19 protein-coding genes are annotated in these 18792 nt (G+C 69.0%); 12 read left to right on the top strand and 7 right to left on the bottom strand.

Annotation, left to right across the window (positions count from 1 at the left end; translation table 11 throughout):
- The first annotated feature begins 16 nt into the window (after positions 1-16).
- The 5 genes from D187_RS43545 (at position 17) to sitI6 (ending at position 3650) form a co-directional block, all read left to right on the top strand.
- Positions 17-943, top strand: coding sequence for a PfkB family carbohydrate kinase (locus tag D187_RS43545; RefSeq protein WP_002620990.1), 927 nt, complete (start codon positions 17-19; stop codon positions 941-943).
- Between the two features lie 163 nt (positions 944-1106).
- Positions 1107-1457: a TIGR02266 family protein gene (locus D187_RS43550; RefSeq protein ID WP_002620991.1), complete on the top strand. Its 351-nt coding sequence runs from the start codon at positions 1107-1109 to the stop codon at positions 1455-1457.
- A 12-nt stretch (positions 1458-1469) separates the two neighbouring features.
- Positions 1470-2201 (top strand): metallophosphoesterase family protein, encoded by a 732-nt coding sequence (locus D187_RS43555; protein WP_002620992.1) that lies wholly within the window; start codon positions 1470-1472, stop codon positions 2199-2201.
- Between the two features lie 47 nt (positions 2202-2248).
- Positions 2249-2902, top strand: a complete 654-nt coding sequence (locus D187_RS43560) for a Uma2 family endonuclease (protein ID WP_002620993.1) — start codon at positions 2249-2251, stop codon at positions 2900-2902.
- A 22-nt stretch (positions 2903-2924) separates the two neighbouring features.
- Positions 2925-3650, top strand: coding sequence for a SitI6 family double-CXXCG motif immunity protein (gene sitI6 / locus D187_RS43565; protein WP_043434354.1), 726 nt, complete (start codon positions 2925-2927; stop codon positions 3648-3650).
- A 21-nt stretch (positions 3651-3671) separates the two neighbouring features.
- Here sitI6 and D187_RS43570 read toward each other — a convergent pair whose 3' ends face one another.
- A complete protein-coding gene (locus D187_RS43570) occupies positions 3672-4064 on the bottom strand; it encodes a winged helix-turn-helix transcriptional regulator (RefSeq protein ID WP_043434355.1) in 393 nt (130 codons plus the stop codon).
- A gap of 99 nt (positions 4065-4163) precedes the next feature.
- Between D187_RS43570 and D187_RS43575 the strand changes: the two genes are divergently transcribed.
- Both D187_RS43575 and D187_RS43580 read left to right on the top strand, forming a co-directional pair.
- A complete protein-coding gene (locus D187_RS43575) occupies positions 4164-5201 on the top strand; it encodes an SDR family oxidoreductase (RefSeq protein ID WP_002620996.1) in 1038 nt (345 codons plus the stop codon).
- A gap of 193 nt (positions 5202-5394) precedes the next feature.
- Entirely contained in the window at positions 5395-6501 is a 1107-nt protein-coding gene (locus tag D187_RS43580) for an NAD(P)/FAD-dependent oxidoreductase (protein WP_002620997.1), read from the top strand.
- 36 nt (positions 6502-6537) lie between these two features.
- Here D187_RS43580 and D187_RS56070 read toward each other — a convergent pair whose 3' ends face one another.
- Entirely contained in the window at positions 6538-7800 is a 1263-nt protein-coding gene (locus tag D187_RS56070) for a tetratricopeptide repeat protein (protein ID WP_051256796.1), read from the bottom strand.
- Between the two features lie 96 nt (positions 7801-7896).
- Positions 7897-8511 (bottom strand): PH domain-containing protein, encoded by a 615-nt coding sequence (locus tag D187_RS43590; protein ID WP_002620999.1) that lies wholly within the window; start codon positions 8509-8511, stop codon positions 7897-7899.
- Positions 8512-8743: 232 nt separating this feature from the next.
- Between D187_RS43590 and D187_RS43595 the strand changes: the two genes are divergently transcribed.
- Positions 8744-9595, top strand: coding sequence for a Uma2 family endonuclease (locus tag D187_RS43595; protein ID WP_002621000.1), 852 nt, complete (start codon positions 8744-8746; stop codon positions 9593-9595).
- Positions 9596-9664: 69 nt separating this feature from the next.
- Complete coding sequence (locus D187_RS43600; RefSeq protein WP_002621001.1) at positions 9665-10852, top strand: hypothetical protein; 1188 nt, start codon at positions 9665-9667, stop codon at positions 10850-10852.
- Between the two features lie 43 nt (positions 10853-10895).
- Here D187_RS43600 and D187_RS43605 read toward each other — a convergent pair whose 3' ends face one another.
- The 4 genes from D187_RS43605 to D187_RS43620 form a co-directional block, all read right to left on the bottom strand.
- Entirely contained in the window at positions 10896-11396 is a 501-nt protein-coding gene (locus tag D187_RS43605) for a hypothetical protein (RefSeq protein WP_002621002.1), read from the bottom strand.
- A gap of 10 nt (positions 11397-11406) precedes the next feature.
- Positions 11407-12330, bottom strand: a complete 924-nt coding sequence (locus tag D187_RS43610) for a DUF2381 family protein (protein ID WP_043434357.1) — start codon at positions 12328-12330, stop codon at positions 11407-11409.
- 65 nt (positions 12331-12395) lie between these two features.
- Positions 12396-13775 (bottom strand): SET domain-containing histone-lysine N-methyltransferase, encoded by a 1380-nt coding sequence (locus D187_RS43615; protein ID WP_155893986.1) that lies wholly within the window; start codon positions 13773-13775, stop codon positions 12396-12398.
- 58 nt (positions 13776-13833) lie between these two features.
- Positions 13834-15756, bottom strand: a complete 1923-nt coding sequence (locus D187_RS43620; protein ID WP_002621006.1) for a RecQ family ATP-dependent DNA helicase — start codon at positions 15754-15756, stop codon at positions 13834-13836.
- 104 nt (positions 15757-15860) lie between these two features.
- On the opposite strand from D187_RS43620, the gene D187_RS43625 reads away from it, so the two are divergent.
- The 3 genes from D187_RS43625 (at position 15861) to hisS (ending at position 18756) form a co-directional block, all read left to right on the top strand.
- Complete coding sequence (locus D187_RS43625) at positions 15861-16580, top strand: hypothetical protein (protein WP_002621008.1); 720 nt, start codon at positions 15861-15863, stop codon at positions 16578-16580.
- Between the two features lie 62 nt (positions 16581-16642).
- On the top strand, positions 16643-17485 hold the full coding sequence (asd, locus tag D187_RS43630) for an archaetidylserine decarboxylase (RefSeq protein WP_002621009.1): 843 nt from the start codon (positions 16643-16645) through the stop codon (positions 17483-17485).
- A 23-nt stretch (positions 17486-17508) separates the two neighbouring features.
- Entirely contained in the window at positions 17509-18756 is a 1248-nt protein-coding gene (hisS, locus tag D187_RS43635) for a histidine--tRNA ligase (protein ID WP_043434717.1), read from the top strand.
- The last annotated feature ends 36 nt before the right edge of the window (positions 18757-18792 follow it).

Below are 18792 nucleotides of genomic sequence, written 5' to 3' on the forward strand. Positions count from 1 at the left end.
TCCCCTTGGATGGCTCATGTCTCTTCTCGTCGTTGGCTCGGTCGCGCTGGATTCGGTGGAAACCCCCTTCGGGCTCAAGGAGGACGTCCTGGGCGGCTCGGCCAGCTACTTCTCCACCGCCGCCTCGTTCTTCACCCCCGTGCAGATGGTGGCCGTGGTGGGCGAGGACTTCCCAAAGGCCCACCTCGACTTCCTGCGCGCGCGGGGCGTGGACATCGATGGGGTGTCCCACGAGAAGGGCCGCACCTTCCGCTGGAAGGGCCGCTACGGCTGGCAGCTCAACGAGGCCGAGACGCTCGACACCCAGCTCAACGTCTTCCAGAGCTTCTCGCCCCAGCTGTCCGAGCGCCACCGCGACGCCCAGTACGTCATGCTCGGCAACATCCACCCCGAGCTCCAGGCGCGCGTGGTGGACCAGGTCAAGGCCCCCAAGCTCGTGGCCGCCGACACCATGAACTTCTGGATCAACGGCAGCCGGCCCGCGCTCCTCAAGACGCTCGAGCTCGTCAACCTGCTCTTCGTCAACGACGCCGAGGCGCGCCAGCTCTCCGGCGAGCACAACATCATCCGCGCCGCCCGCGCCATCCTCGGCATGGGCCCCCAGCGCGTCGTCATCAAGCGCGGTGAGTACGGCGCCATGCTCGTGGAGAAGGAGCACCTGTTCGTCTGCCCCGCCATGCCCCTGGCCGACGTGTTCGATCCCACCGGCGCCGGAGACACCTTCGCCGGCGGCTTCATGGGCACGCTCGCCACCGCCGGCGGCTCCCTGGACATCCCCGTGCTGCGCCGCGCCATGGTCATGGGCAGCGTCATGGCCTCCTTCACCGTGGAGAAGTTCAGCCTCGAGCGCCTGCGCGAAATCTCCCGCTCCGACCTCCACCAGCGCTTCTCCGACTTCAAGCGCCTCACCCACTTCGACGACCTGCCCGTCCTCGACGCCTGACCCGTCCCCCCTCCAGCCAGCCCGCCAGCTCCGTCCGGGATCGCCTCTTGACGGATTTTTACAATCCACCTAAAGTGGATTCCCGTTAATCCGGACTCCCTCGAAACCAGGGGGAGGGCCGTGACATGGTGGGTTCGAGAGAACCGGGCTGGAGGGCAGCGGGGTGCCGATCGATAACCGGAAGACCACGCGGTTCGCCTCGCGCCTGCGCTGCTGGTGCGAGTCGGAGGACATCACCCTCTATGCTCGGGTGGCCAACCTGAGCGAGGGGGGGATGTTCCTGCAGACGAGCACGCCCCTGGACGCGGGCCGCCGGGCGCGGGTGCGGCTGGGGGGCGGGGTGGTGCACGAGGTGACGGCCGAGGCCACGGTGATGTGGAATCGGTCCCGGCGTCAGGACAAGGGCCCGGCCGGGATGGGCCTGCGTTTCGAGGGGTTGGATTCTGGCGCTCAGGACTTGTTGAGGCGCATCATTTCCAATGAGCAACGGGGGCCCCCGTTCGGCCTCTCGTAGAAACTCCACCACATGCGAATCGCGATCATCTCCGACATCCATTCCAACATCGAGGCCCTCACGCAGGTCCTGCGCGTCACGGAAGAGCAGAAGGTGGACCGGATCGTGTCGCTCGGCGACATCGTGGGCTACGGCGCCTCGCCCAACGCGTGTTGCGACCTGGTGCGCTCGGTGACGGAGGTGACGCTGCTGGGCAACCACGACGCCGCGGTGGCCGGGCGCATGGACTACTCGTACTACTACGACGCCGCGCGGCACGCGCTCGACTGGAGCGCGAGCGTGCTGTCCGACGAGAACATGGAGTGGCTCAAGACGCTGCCGTACACGTACCGCATTGGGGACGTGGGCTTCTGTCACGGCTCGCCGGTGGAGCCCCGGGCGTACGAGTACATCTTCGCGCTGGAGCAGGCGCGCGAGCTCGCGCCGTACGTGGAGCACCTGCCCGAGGTGACGTTCATCGGGCACAGCCATTTGTGCAAGGCGTTCGCCATCGGCAATGGCGAGGTGCATGACGTGGTGGCGCAGAAGTTCGGCATCCGCCGGGGCTACAAGTACATCATCTCGGTGGGCAGCGTGGGGCAGCCGCGCGACTACGACAACCGGGCGTGCTTCGTCATCTGCGACACGGGCGCGCGCACGGTGGAGTACATCCGCGTGGAGTACGACATCGAGGCGGCGGCGCAGAAGATCTTCGACGCCTCGCTCGCGCTCAACTTCGGCAAGCGCCTGTTCCTCGGGGTGTAGCGGGCTCTACCTTCGACGTGGGCTGGTTGTACACGATGAGACACGTCATGGCCTTCGCGTTGCAGCGCGCGAGGGTCATGCGACACTCTTCATCCATGGCCCTCCGCCGCACTCCCGAGTCCGAGTCCACCGGGCGCAACGCCCCGTCCGTCGAGGCGGCCTTCCAGGCGGCTCCCGCAGAGCTGGTGGCGGAGATCCTCGAGGGGGAACTTCACCTCAGCCCTCGCCCGGCCCGGCCGCACGCCAACGTCTCCTACAACCTCGCGGGCCTGCTCTCGGGGCCCTTCAAGTTCGGCAAGGATGGGCCCGGTGGATGGGTCCTCCTCGCCGAGCCCGAGCTTCATCTCGGCCCACGTCCGGACAAGGTCGTGCCGGATCTCGCCGGATGGCGGCGCGAGCGTCTGCCCCGTGCCGTCGGTGGCGCGGACGCTCCCGCGCACTACGAGCTCGCTCCGGACTGGGTTTGCGAGATCCTCTCCCCGGGCACGCGGCGCGTGGACCAGGGCCCGAAGATGCGCATCTACGCTCGCGAGGGTGTGCGGCACCTGTGGCACGTGGATCCTCTCACCCGGACGCTTGAACTCTTCCGGCTCGCCGAGGGCCAGTGGCGGCGCGGCGAGTGCTTCACCGGCGAGGGCCGCGTCCGCGCCGAACCCTTCGAGGCCGTCGAGCTGGACCTGGCGCTCGTTTGGTCAGAGTGAGTCCCGGGGTTGCTCTGGCCGCATGAAATACTACGAACTGGAAAGAGACCCGTCGCCCCGATACACGGGCAATCTGAACGCCAAACATACGTGGTGGTTGCCCGGTGTGGAGTCCTGCCCTGTCTGTGATTTGCAACCAGAAGGGGGGACATTGGCCCAATATCCGTGCGTGGACCTGTCGGGTCTGTCCTCGGAGGATCAGAAGAAATTGTCCAGTGCCTGGCCCGTCCCGCGTGAGGAGTTCATCCGGAGGCGCGAGCTGGTGCGCCCCCTGGCGCCTCCCGACGCCGTACTGGAATCAGGAGCGGCGTTCGGCCCACTCCAGGGCACAGGGGTGGGCTCCTTCGGCCAGCTCGTCATGCAGAACCCCTGGTCCCTTTGTCTGCGCCGCGAGGCCCTGGAGCACTTGAGGAACGCGGCCGTGCGTGGCCTGACCGGCTGCCCCACCCAGGTGCGGTTCCGCACCAAGAACGCACCCGAGCTGCGAGACATCCAGCTCGAATCCCACGGGCGATTCCATCCGGACTGCCTGCCGCCCCCGAATCCTCCGTGTCCCACCTGTGGTGTCTCCATGGGCCACGGCGTCCCGGACCCGTATTGGCTCGACGCCTCATCGCTGCCGAGGCACGTGGACATCTTCCGGCTGGCCGATGCCTCCACGCTCATCATCGCCAACGAGCGCCTGGTGGACGCGGTGCGCCGCCTGGAGCTGGACGGGGTCGTCTTCAAGGAGCTGGAGGCCCGCTGAGTCCTGGCGCCGGGCGGAGGCTCACTCGTCCTCCGCCGGCTCCGTGCCCACCCGCTCGTCGTAGGCCTTGCGCGCGGCTTCCACGTGCTCGCGGTGAGCCAGCGCCCAATGGGCCAGCGCGTCGAGCGGGACCAGCACGTCCCGCCCCAGTTGGGTGAGCTCGTAGTCGACCCGGGGTGGAATCGTCGGGGTGACCTTCCGGGTCACATACCCGTCGCGCTCCAGACCCCGCAGGGTGGCCGTCAGCATCTTCTGCGACACGGTGCCAATGCCCCGCCTCAGCTCGTTGAAGCGCTGACTGCCATCGGCCAGCGTGACGATCACCAACACCGACCACTTGTCTCCCACCCGCCCGAGAACGTCTCCGACCGACCGGCAGACTTCCGAGGGGAGGTTGAGGTTACCCAGTTTCATTCAGGTGCCTTCTTGTGCGCTTTTCCAGTCGCCGTTACACACTGACTCTCCTTTAGATACCAACCCGTCAGGGTGGGTCAAGACGAGTCGGGGAAACCCATGAGCACAGAGACGAAGGACACCACGGTGCTGGTCACCGGAGGGTCGGGGTATGTGGGCAGTTGGGCCATCGGTGCCCTGCTGCGGCAGGGGTATCGGGTACGCACGACGGTGCGCCACCTGAAGCGCGAGGACGAGGTGCGCGCGGCCGTCGCCCGGGAGGCGGGCAGCGCCACCGAGCGTCTGTCCTTCTTCGTCGCCGATCTCCTGCGCGACGAGGGGTGGGAGCGCGCGGCGGAGGGCGCGGAGTACATCCTGCACGTCGCCTCGCCTCTGGCCACGGGGGAGTTCAAGGGGCAGGACCTCGTCCGCCCGGCCCGCGAGGGCACCCTGCGGGTGATGAAGGCGGGCGCGCGGGCGGGCGTCAAGCGCGTCGTCATGACGTCCTCGCTGCTGGCCGCCCTCCCACCCGCGGGCCACGACGACTCGCGTCCCATCGATGAGTCCGTCTGGACCGATCTCTCCGGCAAGGACATCAACAATTACACGCGCTCGAAGACCCTGGCCGAACAGGATGCCTGGGACTTCATCCGGCAGTCGGGTGGCTCGATGACGCTCGCCACCGTGCTCCCCGCCATCATCCAGGGGCCCGTGCTGGGCAAGGACTTCTCCGGCTCGGTCGCGATGGTGGCTCTGCTGCTGGGCGGGAAGATGCCGGCCCTGCCACGGTTTGGCTCCAGCATCGTGGATGTGCGCGATCTCGTGGACCTGCACCTCATGGCGATGACGGCGCCCGAGGCCGCCGGCCAGCGGTTCGCCGCCGCCAGCGATTTCCTCTGGATGACCGACATCGCGCGCACGTTGCGCGAACACCTCGGCGCTCGTGCCGCGAAGGTGCCGACGCGGGTGCTGCCCGATGTCGTGGTGCGGCTGCTGGCGCTCGTCAATTCGGATCTCCGTCTGCTCGCGCCCAACCTCGGCCTGCGGCAGGAGTTCTCCTCGGCGAAGGCCCAGCGGCTGCTGGGTTGGCACCCCCGCCCGGCGGCGCGCTCCATCCTCGATGGCGCGGAGAGCCTGCTGCGCGAAGGCCTCGTCTGAAAGCCGCACGGCTCCCGGCGGTGTTGCGCCACCCTGGCGTGGTGACGGAGTGGCACCAGCTCAGCACCGACCATCGCGCCGAGCTTTCTGCTCTCCAGTGAATAGGCGGACCGCGCCTCGGACGGACGGACCATGGACGGTCGAGCCGCCCGTTGGGTAGAGGAGAAGAACATTCCCTCCTGGAGGCCCGCCCATGTCCAAGTCCGTCCTGGAAGCCGATGTCGCCATCGTGGGAGCGGGACCCGCCGGGACGGCCGCCGCGCTGCACCTGGGTCAGCTCGGGGTGAAGCGCGTGGTGCTCGTGGACCGTGCGGACTTCCCCCGGGACAAGACCTGCGGCAGCGGGGTGAGCCCCAAGGGCATCGGTTGTCTGAAGACGCTGGGCGTCTGGGACGCGGTGGAGCCGCACGCCTACTGGATCAAGGGCCTGCGGCTGACCACCCGGGGCAACGAGACGATGTTCCTGTCGGGAGGCGAGGCCGCCGCCGCCATCATCTGCAACCGCCGCACGCTCGATGAGATCCTCCTGCGCCGCGCGCAGTCGCTCGGGGTGGAGTTCGTCCCCAATTTCCTCGTGCGCTCGCTCCTCGAGGAGGGGGGGCGCGTGGTGGGCTTCCAGGACGACGAGGGCCGCGAGGTGCGCGCGCGCTACACGGTGGTCGCCGACGGGGGACACTCCAAGCTCGTCCCCGAGCGGGGCCCCAAGTCCATCCTCCAGGCCATCATGGGCTGGTGGGAGGGCGTCGAGTTCACCCCGCACCACGTGGAGATGATCTTCGATCCGCGCGTGGCGCCCTGGTACGTCTGGCTCTTCCCGGAGAACGACACCCGGGTGAACATCGGCATCTGCTACCGGGACGACGCGCACCAGCACAACGCCCGCGCCCTGTTCCAGCAGATCCTCGACAGCCACTTCGCCCCCCGCCTGCGGGGCGCACGGCAGATCGGCGGATGGAAGGGACACCCCATCCTCTACTCGTACTCCATCGAGAGGCTGCACTCGCCCGGGCGAGTGGTGATCGGCGAGGCGGGACGCATGGTGCATCCCGCCACCGGAGAGGGCATCTACCAGGGCATGCGCTCGGGCATCCTGGCGGCCGAGGCCCTGCGCGACGTGCTCACCGGCGCGAGCACCGAGGCGCGCGCCTTCGAGCGCTACGAGTCACGCTGCCGCCTCGCGTACTCCGCGTCCTTCGCGGCGACCCGGCTGCTGCAACCCCTCATCGACTCGCCCGTGCTCGACACCGTGGCGAAGGTGCTGCCCAAATCCTTGCGCAACCGGGTGGCGGCCGCGCCGTAGGGCCGGGGCGGGTGGGGTGCCTCCCGCGGCGAGGCCTCACCGCGAACGGCACGTCAGATCCCCCGAGGCGCCGCTCAGCTCGCTCAAACCCCTGCAGCTCGCCACGTCTCCGCCCTCGCAGGCCACGTGCAGCAGCCGCTCGCCCTCGGTGCTCTCGCCCTGCCGCAGCGGTGGGCTGAGGAACAGCACGCCCAGCACTCCACACGCCGAGGCCGACCCCGAGGCGCAGCGTGGCCCGGCCGCCTGGGTCACCTCGTCGAGGAACTCGCACGCCTGGCCCGCTCCGAGCAGACACGCGCGCTTGAGCAGTCCGGGCAGCTCGAACACCGGCCGGGGCGCGAGCGGCTCGTCGCGGAGTTCATCGTAGAGGGCGAGGCAACCCAGCGCCGCGCCCCGGTCGCACGCATGGCGGAAGAGCGCCCGCCGGTCCGTGGTGTTCTTCTGACGCCCCTGGGCATCGAGCATCTCGAGCACCGTCAGCCGGCACGCCTCCGGTGAGCCGAGCTCGCACCCCCGCGAGAGCAGTTGTCCGGCGCGCGGCTCGGCCCAGGGGCCCTCGGCGCGCAGGAGCATCCCCTGGCGCGCGCACGCCTCGCCATCGCCCGCCTCGCACGCGCGGGCGAAGAATCCGGCGGCCTTGTCGGCGTCCTGCGCGACGCCGCGCCCCGAGTAGAACGCCTCCCCGAGAATCCGGCAGGACGGGCCGTCACCGGCGTCACAGCCCCGCTGCGCGAACAGGGCCATCCATTCCCACTCCGGCTCCCCGCCTTCCCGCAGGGCCTCCTCGGCGAGCCCGTCCACCGCGAGCCCACACGCGCTTCCGGGAAAGCGCTCGCAGGCGTCCTGGAGCCCCGCCCGGGCCGCCACCGCGTCCCGCGCCACCCCTTGTCCCCGCAGCGTCATCAGCGCCTTCAGGGCACACCCCTCGCCGTCTCCCAGGGTACAGGCGCGATGGAACAGCTCCGAGGCCGCGGGGAGGTCCGGGCCTTGTTCCTTCACCAGGCCCCGTATCTCCCACCGTCCCAGCTCGGTGCAGCCCGCGGCCACGTCCAGCGCGCAGGCCCTCCCGGCAAGCTCCACCCGCCGCCGCACCTCGCACTCCGACAGGGTGTCCCGTGGCGAGTCCCGGAGCGCCTCGCGGCAGCCGGCCGCATCGGCGCAGACCTCCGGGGAGGGCTCGGGCGCGAGCGTGCTCATTGGGGGCGTGGTGGCACAGCCGCCGAGGGCCAGCCCCAGGGACAGGAGCACGACGCGGAGGGAACACGGTGCCTGGGAAGCCACGGGAGCACGAGGGTTCATGCTCCCATGACACTTCCGGCTTCTTTCCGGGTCATGACGCCTTCATGAAGAATCATGAAGAGACACGGCCCGGAGCCCAGGGGGATGGTTTCCCGCTCAGGACTTGAGGTAGCGCTCGAACACGAAGCCGAAGTCCTTGACCCAGTACTTCTGCTGCGCGCCGAGGAACCAGGAGAAGGCGGCCTGGTTGAGTTCCTTGAAGGTCTCCACGAGCGGCGCGCTGCCCGCCTGGCCTCGGCCCAGGGTGGTGGAGGCCAGCTCGATGCTGGTCTTGGCCAGACCGAGCGCCACCTCGTTCTCGTGCATCAGCTCGGAGATGCGGAAGAGGGCCTTGTAGAGATCCTTCACCTGCTCGAGGTGCTTCTTGTGCACGTCGATGGAGAAGTTCTTCGCGCCGAGCTGGAACTTGATCTCCACGTCCATGTCGATGGTGCCCGCGGTCTCGAGCTTCACGTTCGACACCGGGTGGGAGCCGTAGCTGTAGCGGTGCAGCATGCGCTTCTTGCTGGCGGCGCTGGTGCCATCCAGGTGGATGAGGGCCTTGTTGGTGAAGCAGTACTCGTCGGACTTGGACTTGATCAGGAAGAAGATCTTCTCCTGGTCCTCGTGCATCACGTAGTCGTCGGCATCCACCTTGTCGTAGTCGGCCGGAGCGATGACCGAGCCGATGTCACTGAGACCGAGGGCGTCGGCGGCGAGTTTTCCGAACATGTTCCTTCTCCTGGGGCAGGGCCATGACACATGAGCGTGCGGTGGCCAGGCGAAGCATAGCCGCGCGGCCAGCGCGAACGGCCCGGCCGGTGGCGCGAGCCTGAATCGTCCCGCTCATGAGACGTGCGAGGCGTGCGAGGGAGTGGGCTTGTCGCGCCTCCCGGCAAGCCCACTCGGAGGGGCCTGACGTGTCACCTGGCCTACCGCTTGCTCACGGGCGCCGCGGGGACGATTGACCGGGCTCGCCGCGCGCCTCACCCTGACGGGCATGGCACGGGACGAACAGGAGCGCGAGGACGCCTTTCCCCGGGCACCCTCTCGGGAACAGTGGGCGAGGATGAGCGAGGAGGAGCGGGTCCGGGTGGTGGAGTCCTTGCCCGGCGAGGTGACGTGGGACGAGATGGCGATGCCGGAGGGAGACCTGCACTCCCAGGCGAAGATGGGCGCGTTGCAGGCCCTCAAGGGGTACTTCTCCCGGCAGCGGCGGCGGGTGTACCTGGGCACGGAGCTGCCGGTGTACTACCCCGCCGAGCGCCGTTTCGCGCCGGACCTGTTGGCCGTGCTGGACGCCGAGGCACACCCTCGAAACAAGTGGGTGGTGAGTCAGGAGGGCAAGGGGCTGGACTGGGTGCTGGAGGTTCACGTCGGCGGCGACCGGAAGAAGGACGCCGAATACAACGTGAAGCGCTACGCGCGGCTGGGCATCCCCGAGTACTTCATCTACGACCGGGCCCGTCAGCGGCTGGAGGGTCATCGGCTGCCGTCCAGCGAGGCGAGGGAGTACGTCCCCATCACCCCGGAGCAGGGCCGCTATGGCTCGGAGGTGTTGGGGCTGGAGTTGCAGGTGGAAGAGGGGCGGCTGCGCTTCTGGGCGGGACACGCGCTGTTGCTGGAGTACGAGGAACTCATCGCCCGGATGCAGGAGATGATGGTGGGGCTGCAGCGGCGCGCGGATGAGGAGGCCCGGCAGCTCGAGCAGGCGGAGCGGCGTCTGGCGGACGAGACACGGCGGCGGGAGGAGTTGGAGCACCGCCTCGCGGAGTCACAGGCCGAGTTGGAGCGCCTCAGGCAGCGCGGGGGGTGAGCCGCATCGGTGAACGAAATTCCTGGATTGGCTTGATTCCCGGATTTTCCCTGCCGCACGCTGGTGCCCATGATTCCGACCCCTTCGAAGGTCCATCGTGTCTCCTGGCTTCCCGCGCGCCTGATGGCGCTGGCCCTGTTCGCCGTATCGCTCTCCGCGTGCGCGCCCGACGTGCCGCCGGACCGCGGTGAGACGGTCACCCGGAACGAGGAGGCGCTCCCGAGTGGAGGCTGGCAGGTGCTGATGGCCAGTGGCGGCGCACCCATTCGTGGCATCACCCGCCGCTCGGACGGGGTGTTGCTCGGTGGGGCGAGCTCGGGCCATGGCATCACGGTCTGGGTGAGCCGCGACAATGGCGCGAGCTGGTCCGTCCACGGCTCCGTCGTGAGCAACCCGGCCGTGGAGTTCGGCGACGTGACGATGCGCGCCATCCCGGGCACGCGCACCGTCTTCTGTGCCTTCCGCGAGTTCGCCAATGGGCAGTTCCGCGTCACCGTCACCCGGAGCGACAACGATGGGGATGGCTGGGTCTACGACAGCACCGTCGTGGGTCCCGTCTCCCGCTTCGTGGGGGCGCCCTTCCTCTTCCAGCGCGCGAACGGCGATCTGCAAGTCTATTACGACTCCGAGCTGCTCGCCGAGCAGGGGGGGTATCCCGGTCACCAGTGGATCGCCATGCAGGGTCGCAGTGGGCTCACGGGGCCGTGGACCGCGTATGGAGTCGTCGCCGTGTCGCGTGACAAGCGGGCCGGGGCGCTGAGTCGCGAGGGCATGGCGACCGTCGTGCAGCTCGGGGGCGACCGCCTCATGGCCGTCGTCGAGGGGGTCGAGCCGTTCGCCACGGGGGGCGCTCGCGCCAACATCATCAACGCCGTGCAGTCGTGGGACGGTGGCAGGACGTGGGACGACTCCCTGCGCCGCACCGTCTACCAGTCGCGGATCGATCCCGCCTCGGGGCGGCGCTACAACGCCTATGTGCCCTATGCCATCCGCGTGGGCAACGGTCCGGTGGGCGTGGCCTTCTGCACCGACGAGGACAAAGCCGGAGCGCCGGACCTGTCGAGCACGCCTCCCGATCAGCGCCACTGCCATGTCGGGTTCGTGAGCACGACCACCAACTTCGAGACCTGGTCCAGCCCGAGTCCCGTCTGGACGGCAACCTCGCGCAACTACACGCCGGGCCTCTTCGAGCGGGCTCCCAACGACGTCATCGTGGTGATCGACGCGCTCGGCGGCAACCGCGTCCTGCGGCGGTAGGTCCGCGCGGGGTCCAAGCTGTCTCGGAGACCGTGGGGACGATTCAACGGAACTCGTTCACGATGTAGACGCCCGCACGAGGAGAGTCCACGATCGCCGTCCCTGGTAGGGATTCGGGCCGCTTGCGGAGTTGACCCAGCCCGAGCCGCGCCACCGCGCAGATGGGCACCTGATCGCCTCCATTCATCGGCTGGGCGGAGTAGTACCGGATGATGGCCTGGGGCCCACTCGTCCAGACCCGGCCATAGAGCCGGGCCGGCGCTTCCAGGAGTCCGAGATCCTCGTCCAGAATACTCTCGACATTGCCCTCGTAGAGGGTGACGGGGGTGGTGCTGGTCTGGTTCGCATCGAGCACGACCCAAGCGGATTCGCCGACGAACATCCTCAAGTAGTTCATTGCCTTGGGCGCGTCCGCCGGGCACGCCTCCGGTCCCGGAGTGCCGTCGGCCCGGAGGGATACGCGTCCCGTGGCGGTTCCAGGGCAACCCGAGGACATCAACAAGAGCAGGGCACAGCCCGAGAGCACGAACGTGTTGGAGGCCATGTCTTCGCTCCTAGCGCGCTACGAGATACGGATCTAGTTGGATGAGGGCCTGCCGGAGTCCATCGTACCGGTAGATTTCGAGGAACAGACTCGTCCAATGGCCTTCCTCCAAGAAGGCGCTTTTGTCCACGACCAGGGCCATGACTCCCGAAGCGCCGGGGGCGATTTCACGAAAGGTGGTGCGAATGGCGACCGCTCGCTCATCACCTCTGTCCTTGGTCACGAGTCGAGCCGACGTCATGCTCCAAGGCTGCTCGGGATCGAGGTTCTTGATGGTGAGGACGACCGCGGCCTTCCCTTTGCCTTTAAATACCTTCGCCTCCACGGTGGCCCTCTCATCCCTGCCGGAGAAGCGGTCCACGACCTTGAACGGCGTCTGCGCGAGAGCCCCCGAGGCGATCAGTGTGGCCAGGGCGTGATCCTCCGAGGTCTCCTCCTTGCGGTAACGCGCGTTCTCCTCGGTGAGGGTGCCGTTCTCCTCGAGCGCTCGCTGAAGGGCGGAGTGCATGGCCGCGTAGCTGTCGCGATCCTTGAACACATCGACCTGTTGGTCCGCCCAGTCCCACGCTTGGCGCCTCGGAGGTCTCAGGAGGAACGACACCTCGGTCCCATCCGCCAGCGTCACGAGCAAGGGAATCGCCTCGTCGGCGTTGAGGTCATGGAGCGGCTCGAGAATGACCTTGTTGCGGACCACCGACAGGGGCTCGAGTCGCCCCTCCCACCCCAGCATCTTCGTTCTGTCTGGATCGACCGGCTTCTCGAAGCGAAGCGTCGTGACGACCGCTCCCTTCACGGAGACGCGGTGGGTTTCCTCGTGCGGGTGCTCCGAGAGGAGAAGGGGACGGACGGCGGGTTGATCGCGCTCGTTCGCCAGGGTGTTCGTGGCCACGAGGACAAGAAGCAGGGTAGACCGCAGGAGTAGGGGCGCGCGCATGTCCCAGATGACTTTACAAGGCGGGTCCGGGGGTCTTCAAGCACGCGCGCTCCCCTCGGGTCAGGTCACTTCTTCTGGCGCAGCAGCCCCAGCAGATCGTTGCGCACGTAGCCGTCGAACCATCCCCACGGCGTGTCGGTGCGCGCGGCGAGTTCTTCGACTTCCGCCCGGGGCTGGCGCAGCAGGGCGCGGCCCGCGCGGGTCAGCTCCAGGTAGTCGCCTAGCAGCCGCTTCTCCTGGCGCCGCAACAGCACGCAGCTGCGCTCGTTCGGCGACAGGGGACCCTCGCGCAGCAGCCGCTCGTCCTCCTCCAGCGTGGTGGGGAAGGCCTTCAGCCGCTCCTCGCAGGCCGCGGCCAGCGTCCCCAGCACCCGTTCCTCGCACGCCACGCTCACCGGCGCGATCGTCTTCGTACCCGACAGCAGCCGGTTGGACAGGGCGAGGAACTCGTCGGGCGACGCGTGCGCCATGCGCAGGAAGGAGAACACCGACCAGGACGCGAGGTACTTGCCCTGGCGCGACACCTTGAAGGGATGTTTCGCCGTGGCCGAGGCGAGCCCGAACATCTGCTGCTTGACCGATGCCAGCGGATCCCCCGGGGGCAACCCCACGGAGAGATACACCTCGTCGTTTTCCTCGTTGCCGTCGGGCACGAACCCCGAGTGCAGCAGGAACACGTCGCTGCTCTTGGCGCCGTAGTGCGTATGGATTTCCGTTCCGGCCGGCACCGCGCGCTGCGCGATCATCCGGAACGTCTGTCCATCCTCCGAGGTCGACCAGAGCACGTCGGGCGGCTGGCGGTGGTTGAACATGTCCGACAGCGGCACGAGGCTCGGTCCCTGCAGGCCCCCCTTGAGCGAGAACAGGCGCGAGTACAGCGAAATCCGCGCCCAGACATACTCCTCGAAGCCGAAGCGCTCATACTCGGGCAGCTTCTCGCGCAGCTGCGCGTACTCCTGCTCGAAGGACTGGCGCTGCACCTCCACCAGCCGCTCCAACTGCGAGCCCTTCATCCGCGCGCGCTCCTGCTCCGAGTAGAACAGGGGCACGTGGGGGTAGGCCTCGGGCAGGCTGTCCACGAAGGGCTTCCAGAAGGAGTCCGCGCCCCGGTGCTTCTCCTCGAGCAGCCAGGAGGCCAGGTAGAGGAAGTCATTGTCCGGCTGGAGCTGGGACTGGATGCGGCGCCCGATGTCCGACGCCTTCGCGCGCTCCAGCGTGAACAGGTGCGTGGTGGGAATCTGGAGCACCACCTCGCCCTCGGCGATGTCGGTGCGCGCCAGCACCGAGCGCTCCCCATCCGCCTGCCGGACGATGTGCATCTTGGGAAACAGCGCTCCGCCTTGTTCCATCCACCGCAACAGGCTCGACAGCTTCTGCTCCGAGGACTCGGCGGAGGTCCTCAATCCAGACGTCGCGGGGGGGCTCGGGGGGGAGGCGGAGTTCATGGGTGGCTGGGGACGCTACCCCAGGCCAGGACGAGCGCGGAAGTCGCCCGCGCGGGCCCTACCGCGAGGAGTCCTCCACGAAGGCGAGCACCTGCTGGAAGGGCACGTCCGACAACAGGCCGAACAGCTCGTGGGAGGCGAGCCTCGCCCGGGACACGCTCGGCGAGGCGATGCCACAGAGAAACCTCGCCAGTTGCCGGGGCGAGGCGAGGGCCTCGTGCCGCTCGGCGCGCAACCGCTTCAACCTCTCCACTTCCCGTTCCCCCGGAGCGGGGACGGCCAGGGCGGGCAGGGGACCGGGGCGCTCGCCCGCGCACCAGTCACAGTGGCCACAGTCGGCCTCCAGGTCCTCGCCGAAGTAGGTGAGCAGGAAGCGGGTGCGGCAGCCCTCGTGGCCGGCGAAGTCCAGCACCTGGCGCAGCCGCCGCACGTCCCGGCGCTCGCGCTCGTCGAAGCGCTCGATCATCGTCCGGGTGAGCGTGGCGGCCTCGACGTCGCCGCGCGTGCGCCGGTAGCCCTGGCGCACCCCCGTCACCTGGAGCTTCAGCGCCCCCTGTTCCTCGAGGTAGTTGAGCGCGGCGATGATGCGCGCGCGCGGCTCGCCGAGCTTCCGGGAGATGTCGTCGAGCTTCAGCAGGGACCACGTCCGCTTGGCCTCGGCGAGGGCGAACACGCGGCGCAGGAAGTCGGCCCGGGGGGCATCGAAGCCGGCGAAGACCTCGTCGAGCGGCCGCAGGGCCTGGAACTTGTACTCGGTATAGAACGGGCCCGTGGACTCCAGCAGGCCGTCCAGCTCGAGGTAGGTCATCAGCGTCTCGATGACCAGCGGACGCACGTCATGGCTCTGGGACAGCTCGTGGAGCGAGACGTCGAAGGTGTCCCCCTGGCCGAGCACGTGCTCGAGCACCCCGGTCACGGCCTCGGGCGTGGGCGTGTCGCCATAGGTGAAGTTCTCCAGGACGACCACGTCCTCCCGGGCCGCGAGCAGCTCGCAGTCCGAGGGCTGGCCGTCCCGTCCCGCGCGGCCGATCTCCTGGGCGTAGTTCTCCAGGCTCTTGGGCAGGTTGCAGTGGTAGACGGCCCGGATGTCGCTCTTGTCGATGCCCATGCCGAAGGCGATCGTGGCGACCACCACCGCGTCGGCCGAGCCCATGAACCAGTCCTGCACCTCGTGCCGCACCTCGGGCGCGAGGCCCGCGTGGTACGCCCGGGCGGACAGGCCGTGGTCGGTGAGGAAGCGGGCCGTCTCCTCCGCCGTGCGCTGGAGCGTGACGTAGACGATCGTCGCCCCCCGGGGGCGCGAGCGCAGGCGCGAGAGCAGCAGCTCCCGGCGCGCGTCACCGCCGGGGGTGGGGGAGACGTGCAGCGTGAGGTTGGGCCGGTGGAAGCCCGTCTGGACGACATCCCCGGGGGCGATGCCGAACGCGCCCGCGATGTCCCGGGCCACCGAGGGCGTGGCGGTCGCGGTGAGCGCCAGCACCCGCTCCACCTTCAGCGTCCGGGCGAGCGGGGCGAGCTTCATGTAGTCGGGCCGGAAGTTGTGTCCCCACTCGCTCATGCAGTGGGCCTCGTCCACGGCGAGCATGGAAATGCGCACGCCGCGCAGCGTCTGCAGGAAGCGCTCGTTGGCCAGCCGCTCGGGCGCGATGTAGAGCAGCTTGAGCGTGCCCGCCTTCAAGTCGGCGTAGAGCTGGCGGAGCTCCTCCGGCCCCAGCGTCGAGTCGAGCCGGGCGGCGGGGATGCCCCGGCCCTGGAGGAAGTCGATCTGATCCTTCATCAACGCGATGAGCGGGGAGATGACGAGCGTGAGGCCCTCCAGCATCAGCGCGGGGAGCTGGTAGCACAGGCTCTTGCCAGCCCCGGTGGGGAAGATGGCGAGCACGGACCGGGCCTCCAGCAGGCGCGAGACGACGGGCTCCTGCCCCTCGCGGAAGCCGGAGAAGCCGAAGACGGACTGGAGCACGTGGGCGGGGGAGGGCATCGGGGGGCTCGGGAGGGGAGGAGGGTCGCGCAGCATGCGGCGGGCGAGGGCCCCGCGCGAAAAAGGGGTGCGTCCGCCCGGAAATGGCGTAGAAAACCGGACCCATGCGCACCTACAGCCCTCGTGTTGGCCGGACGTTCGCTGCCCTCCTGATCGCCTTGCTGCTCGCCGCCCCCGCCGGCTGCCGCAAGCCCGCTCAGCCCTCGGAGGCCTATGTCGAGGCGCAGACGCGCTTTGGCAAGCTGTACGCGGCCAGGGGGGACGATGCGTTCGTGGACCCCGAGCTGGCCGCCATCGAGGGGCTGCTCGCCCAGGTGCCCACCAACAGCCTGGACGCCCCGGCGGCCAACGAGCTGCGCGCGCGCATCGAGGAGGGCAAGCAGCAGGCCCGCTCCCGGCAGCGCGCGCTGGACGAGGTCCGCGGCCGGGCCAGCCAGCCGGCACAGATGCCCGCGGAAGGGTATGGCGGCACCCGGTCGTTCCCTTCCTCCCAGCCCACCGAGGCGGCCGAGGCCGAGGATGCCGGGACGGATGCCGGCACGGCGGGAGGCGCTCCGGGGGTCGGCACGCCCGCGACGGAGCTGGCGAGCGGCTTCTCTGGCTGCTTCAAGCAGGGTGAATCCTTGCAGGTCCAGGGCCGGGGGCAGCGCGACCGTTGGGATCTGTCCGACAGCCCGGCGTGCCGCCAGCAGTTCGCCGCGCTCCAGGATCAGGTGTTGATCATCGAAGAGGGCAAGGTGCTCGCCCTGGTGCCCAAACAGTCCCTCCAGGCGATTCCCACCGATGGTGGGACGCCGAGCCCCGCCGCCGACGCGGGCCGTTGAATGAAGCGCGTTTTCGCGCGGTTTCCTTTCTCCCACCCCTTTTCCCTCTCATCGCGCCCCTCATGAACGAACAGACCTTCATGAAGTTGATGCAAGTGCTCCCCAAGTCCGCGCTGTCCACGGCGGTGGGGATGGCCACGCGTCTGCCCGCGCCCGCGCCGTTGCACCGGGCCGCCATCAAGACCTTCGCCCGGCTCTACAACGTGGACGTGGCCGAGGCCGAGCACGCGCTGGAGCACTACCCCACGTTCGCGGAGTTCTTCACCCGCGGGCTCAAGGGCGGCGCGCGCCCCATCGATCCGGGGCAGAAGGTGGTGGTGTCCCCGGTGGACGGCGCGGTGTCCCAGGTGGGCTACTCCGAGCACGGCCGGGTGTTGCAGGCCAAGGGCATCCACTACACGGTGGGCGAGCTGCTCGGCAACGAGGCCGCGGCCAAGCCCTTCCACGGCGGCGCCTGGACGACCATCTACCTGTCGCCGCGCGACTACCACCGCATCCACGCCCCGCTGGGCGGCAAGGTGACCGGCTACGCCTACCTCCCGGGCGAGTTCTGGCCCGTCAATCCCGCCTCGGTGAAGAACAAGCAGTCGCTCTTCTGCGTGAACGAGCGGCTCGTCACCTATCTGGACACGGTGGCCGGGCAGTGCGCGGTGGTCAAGGTGGGCGCCACGTGCGTGTCGCGCATCAAGGCGGCCTATGAGGACATCGTCACGCACGAGGGCAAGCCCGGCAAGGTGCACCGCTATGGCGCGGGGCTGCCGGTGGACAAGGGTGGGGAGCTGGGGCGCTTCGAGATGGGCTCCACCGTCATCCTGTTGTTCGAGCCGGGCCGGGTGAAGTGGGACGACAGCCTGCAGCCCGAGGCGGTGGTGCGCATGGGCCGGCGCATCGGGGAGATTCCGTGAGCAAGATTTCCGGCGTCAAGGGCATGAACGACATCCTCCCCGGCCAGGTGGAGGTGTGGCAGCACGTGGAGCGCACGGCGCGCGAGGTGTTCTCGCGCTTCGGCTACGGCGAGGTGCGCACCCCCACGGTGGAGGACACCGCGCTCTTCGTGCGCAGCGTGGGCGAGGAGACCGACATCGTCGGCAAGGAGATGTACACCTTCGAGGACAAGGGCGGCCGCAGCCTGTCCCTGCGCCCCGAGGGCACCGCTCCCGCGGCGCGCGCGTACATCGAGCACTCGGTGCTGAACCAGGAGCCGCTCACGCGCTGGTTCTACATGGGGCCCATGTTCCGCTACGAGCGCATGAAGACGGGCCGCTACCGTCAGTTCCACCAGATCGGCGCCGAGGCGTATGGCTCGAAGGAGCCCGCCCAGGACGTGGAGATCATGGACGCGGTGGTGCAGCTGCTCCAGAAGCTCGGGCTCACCGACGTGTCGCTCAACGTCAACTCACTGGGCGACGAGGCGTGCCGGCCCGCCTACCAGGAGAAGCTGGTGGGGCACCTGCGCGCGCACGTGGACGAGCTGTGCGCGGACTGCAAGGTGCGCCTGGAGCGCAATCCCTTGCGCGTGCTCGACTGCAAGCAGGAGCGCTGCCAGCAGATCGCGCTCGCCGCGCCGAGCATCCTCGAGTCCCTGTGCGAGCCGTGCCGCGCGCACTTCGGCGACGTGCAGCGCAAGCTGGGGGCGCTGGGCATCAAGTACGAGGTCAACCACCGCATCATGCGCGGGCTGGACTACTACACGCGCACCACCTTCGAGTTCATCGCCGCGCACCCGGTGCTGGGCACGGCGAGCACGGTGGGCGGCGGGGGCCGCTACGACAAGCTGATGAAGAGCCTCGGGGGGCCGGACGTGCCCGCGGTGGGCGTTGGCATCGGCCTGGACCGGCTGTGCATCCTCCTGCAGGAGGGTGGTCAGCGCTTCTCCCAGCCCACCCAGCTCTTCATCGCCGTGGCGGACGAGGGCTCGGCGGACGAGGCGCTCGTGCTGGCCAGCCGCCTGCGCCGCGAGGGACTCCGGGTGGAGCTGGACACACGTGGTGGCAGCCTCAAGAGCCAGATGAAGCGCGCGGACAAGGTGGGCGCCACCTACACCCTGGTGCTGGGTGAGCGGGAGCGGCAGAGCGGGGAAGCCCAGCTCAAGCCCATGGCGGGTGGAGACCCCCGGCCCGTGAAGCTCGCCGAGCTGGCCCAGGAGCTGCGCGCCTCGGGCACGCCCGCCGCCTGAGAGAGTCTTCGGGGCTCCCGCGCGTCGCACCGCGCG

This window comes from Cystobacter fuscus DSM 2262 (assembly GCF_000335475.2).
GTDB lineage: Bacteria > Myxococcota > Myxococcia > Myxococcales > Myxococcaceae > Cystobacter > Cystobacter fuscus.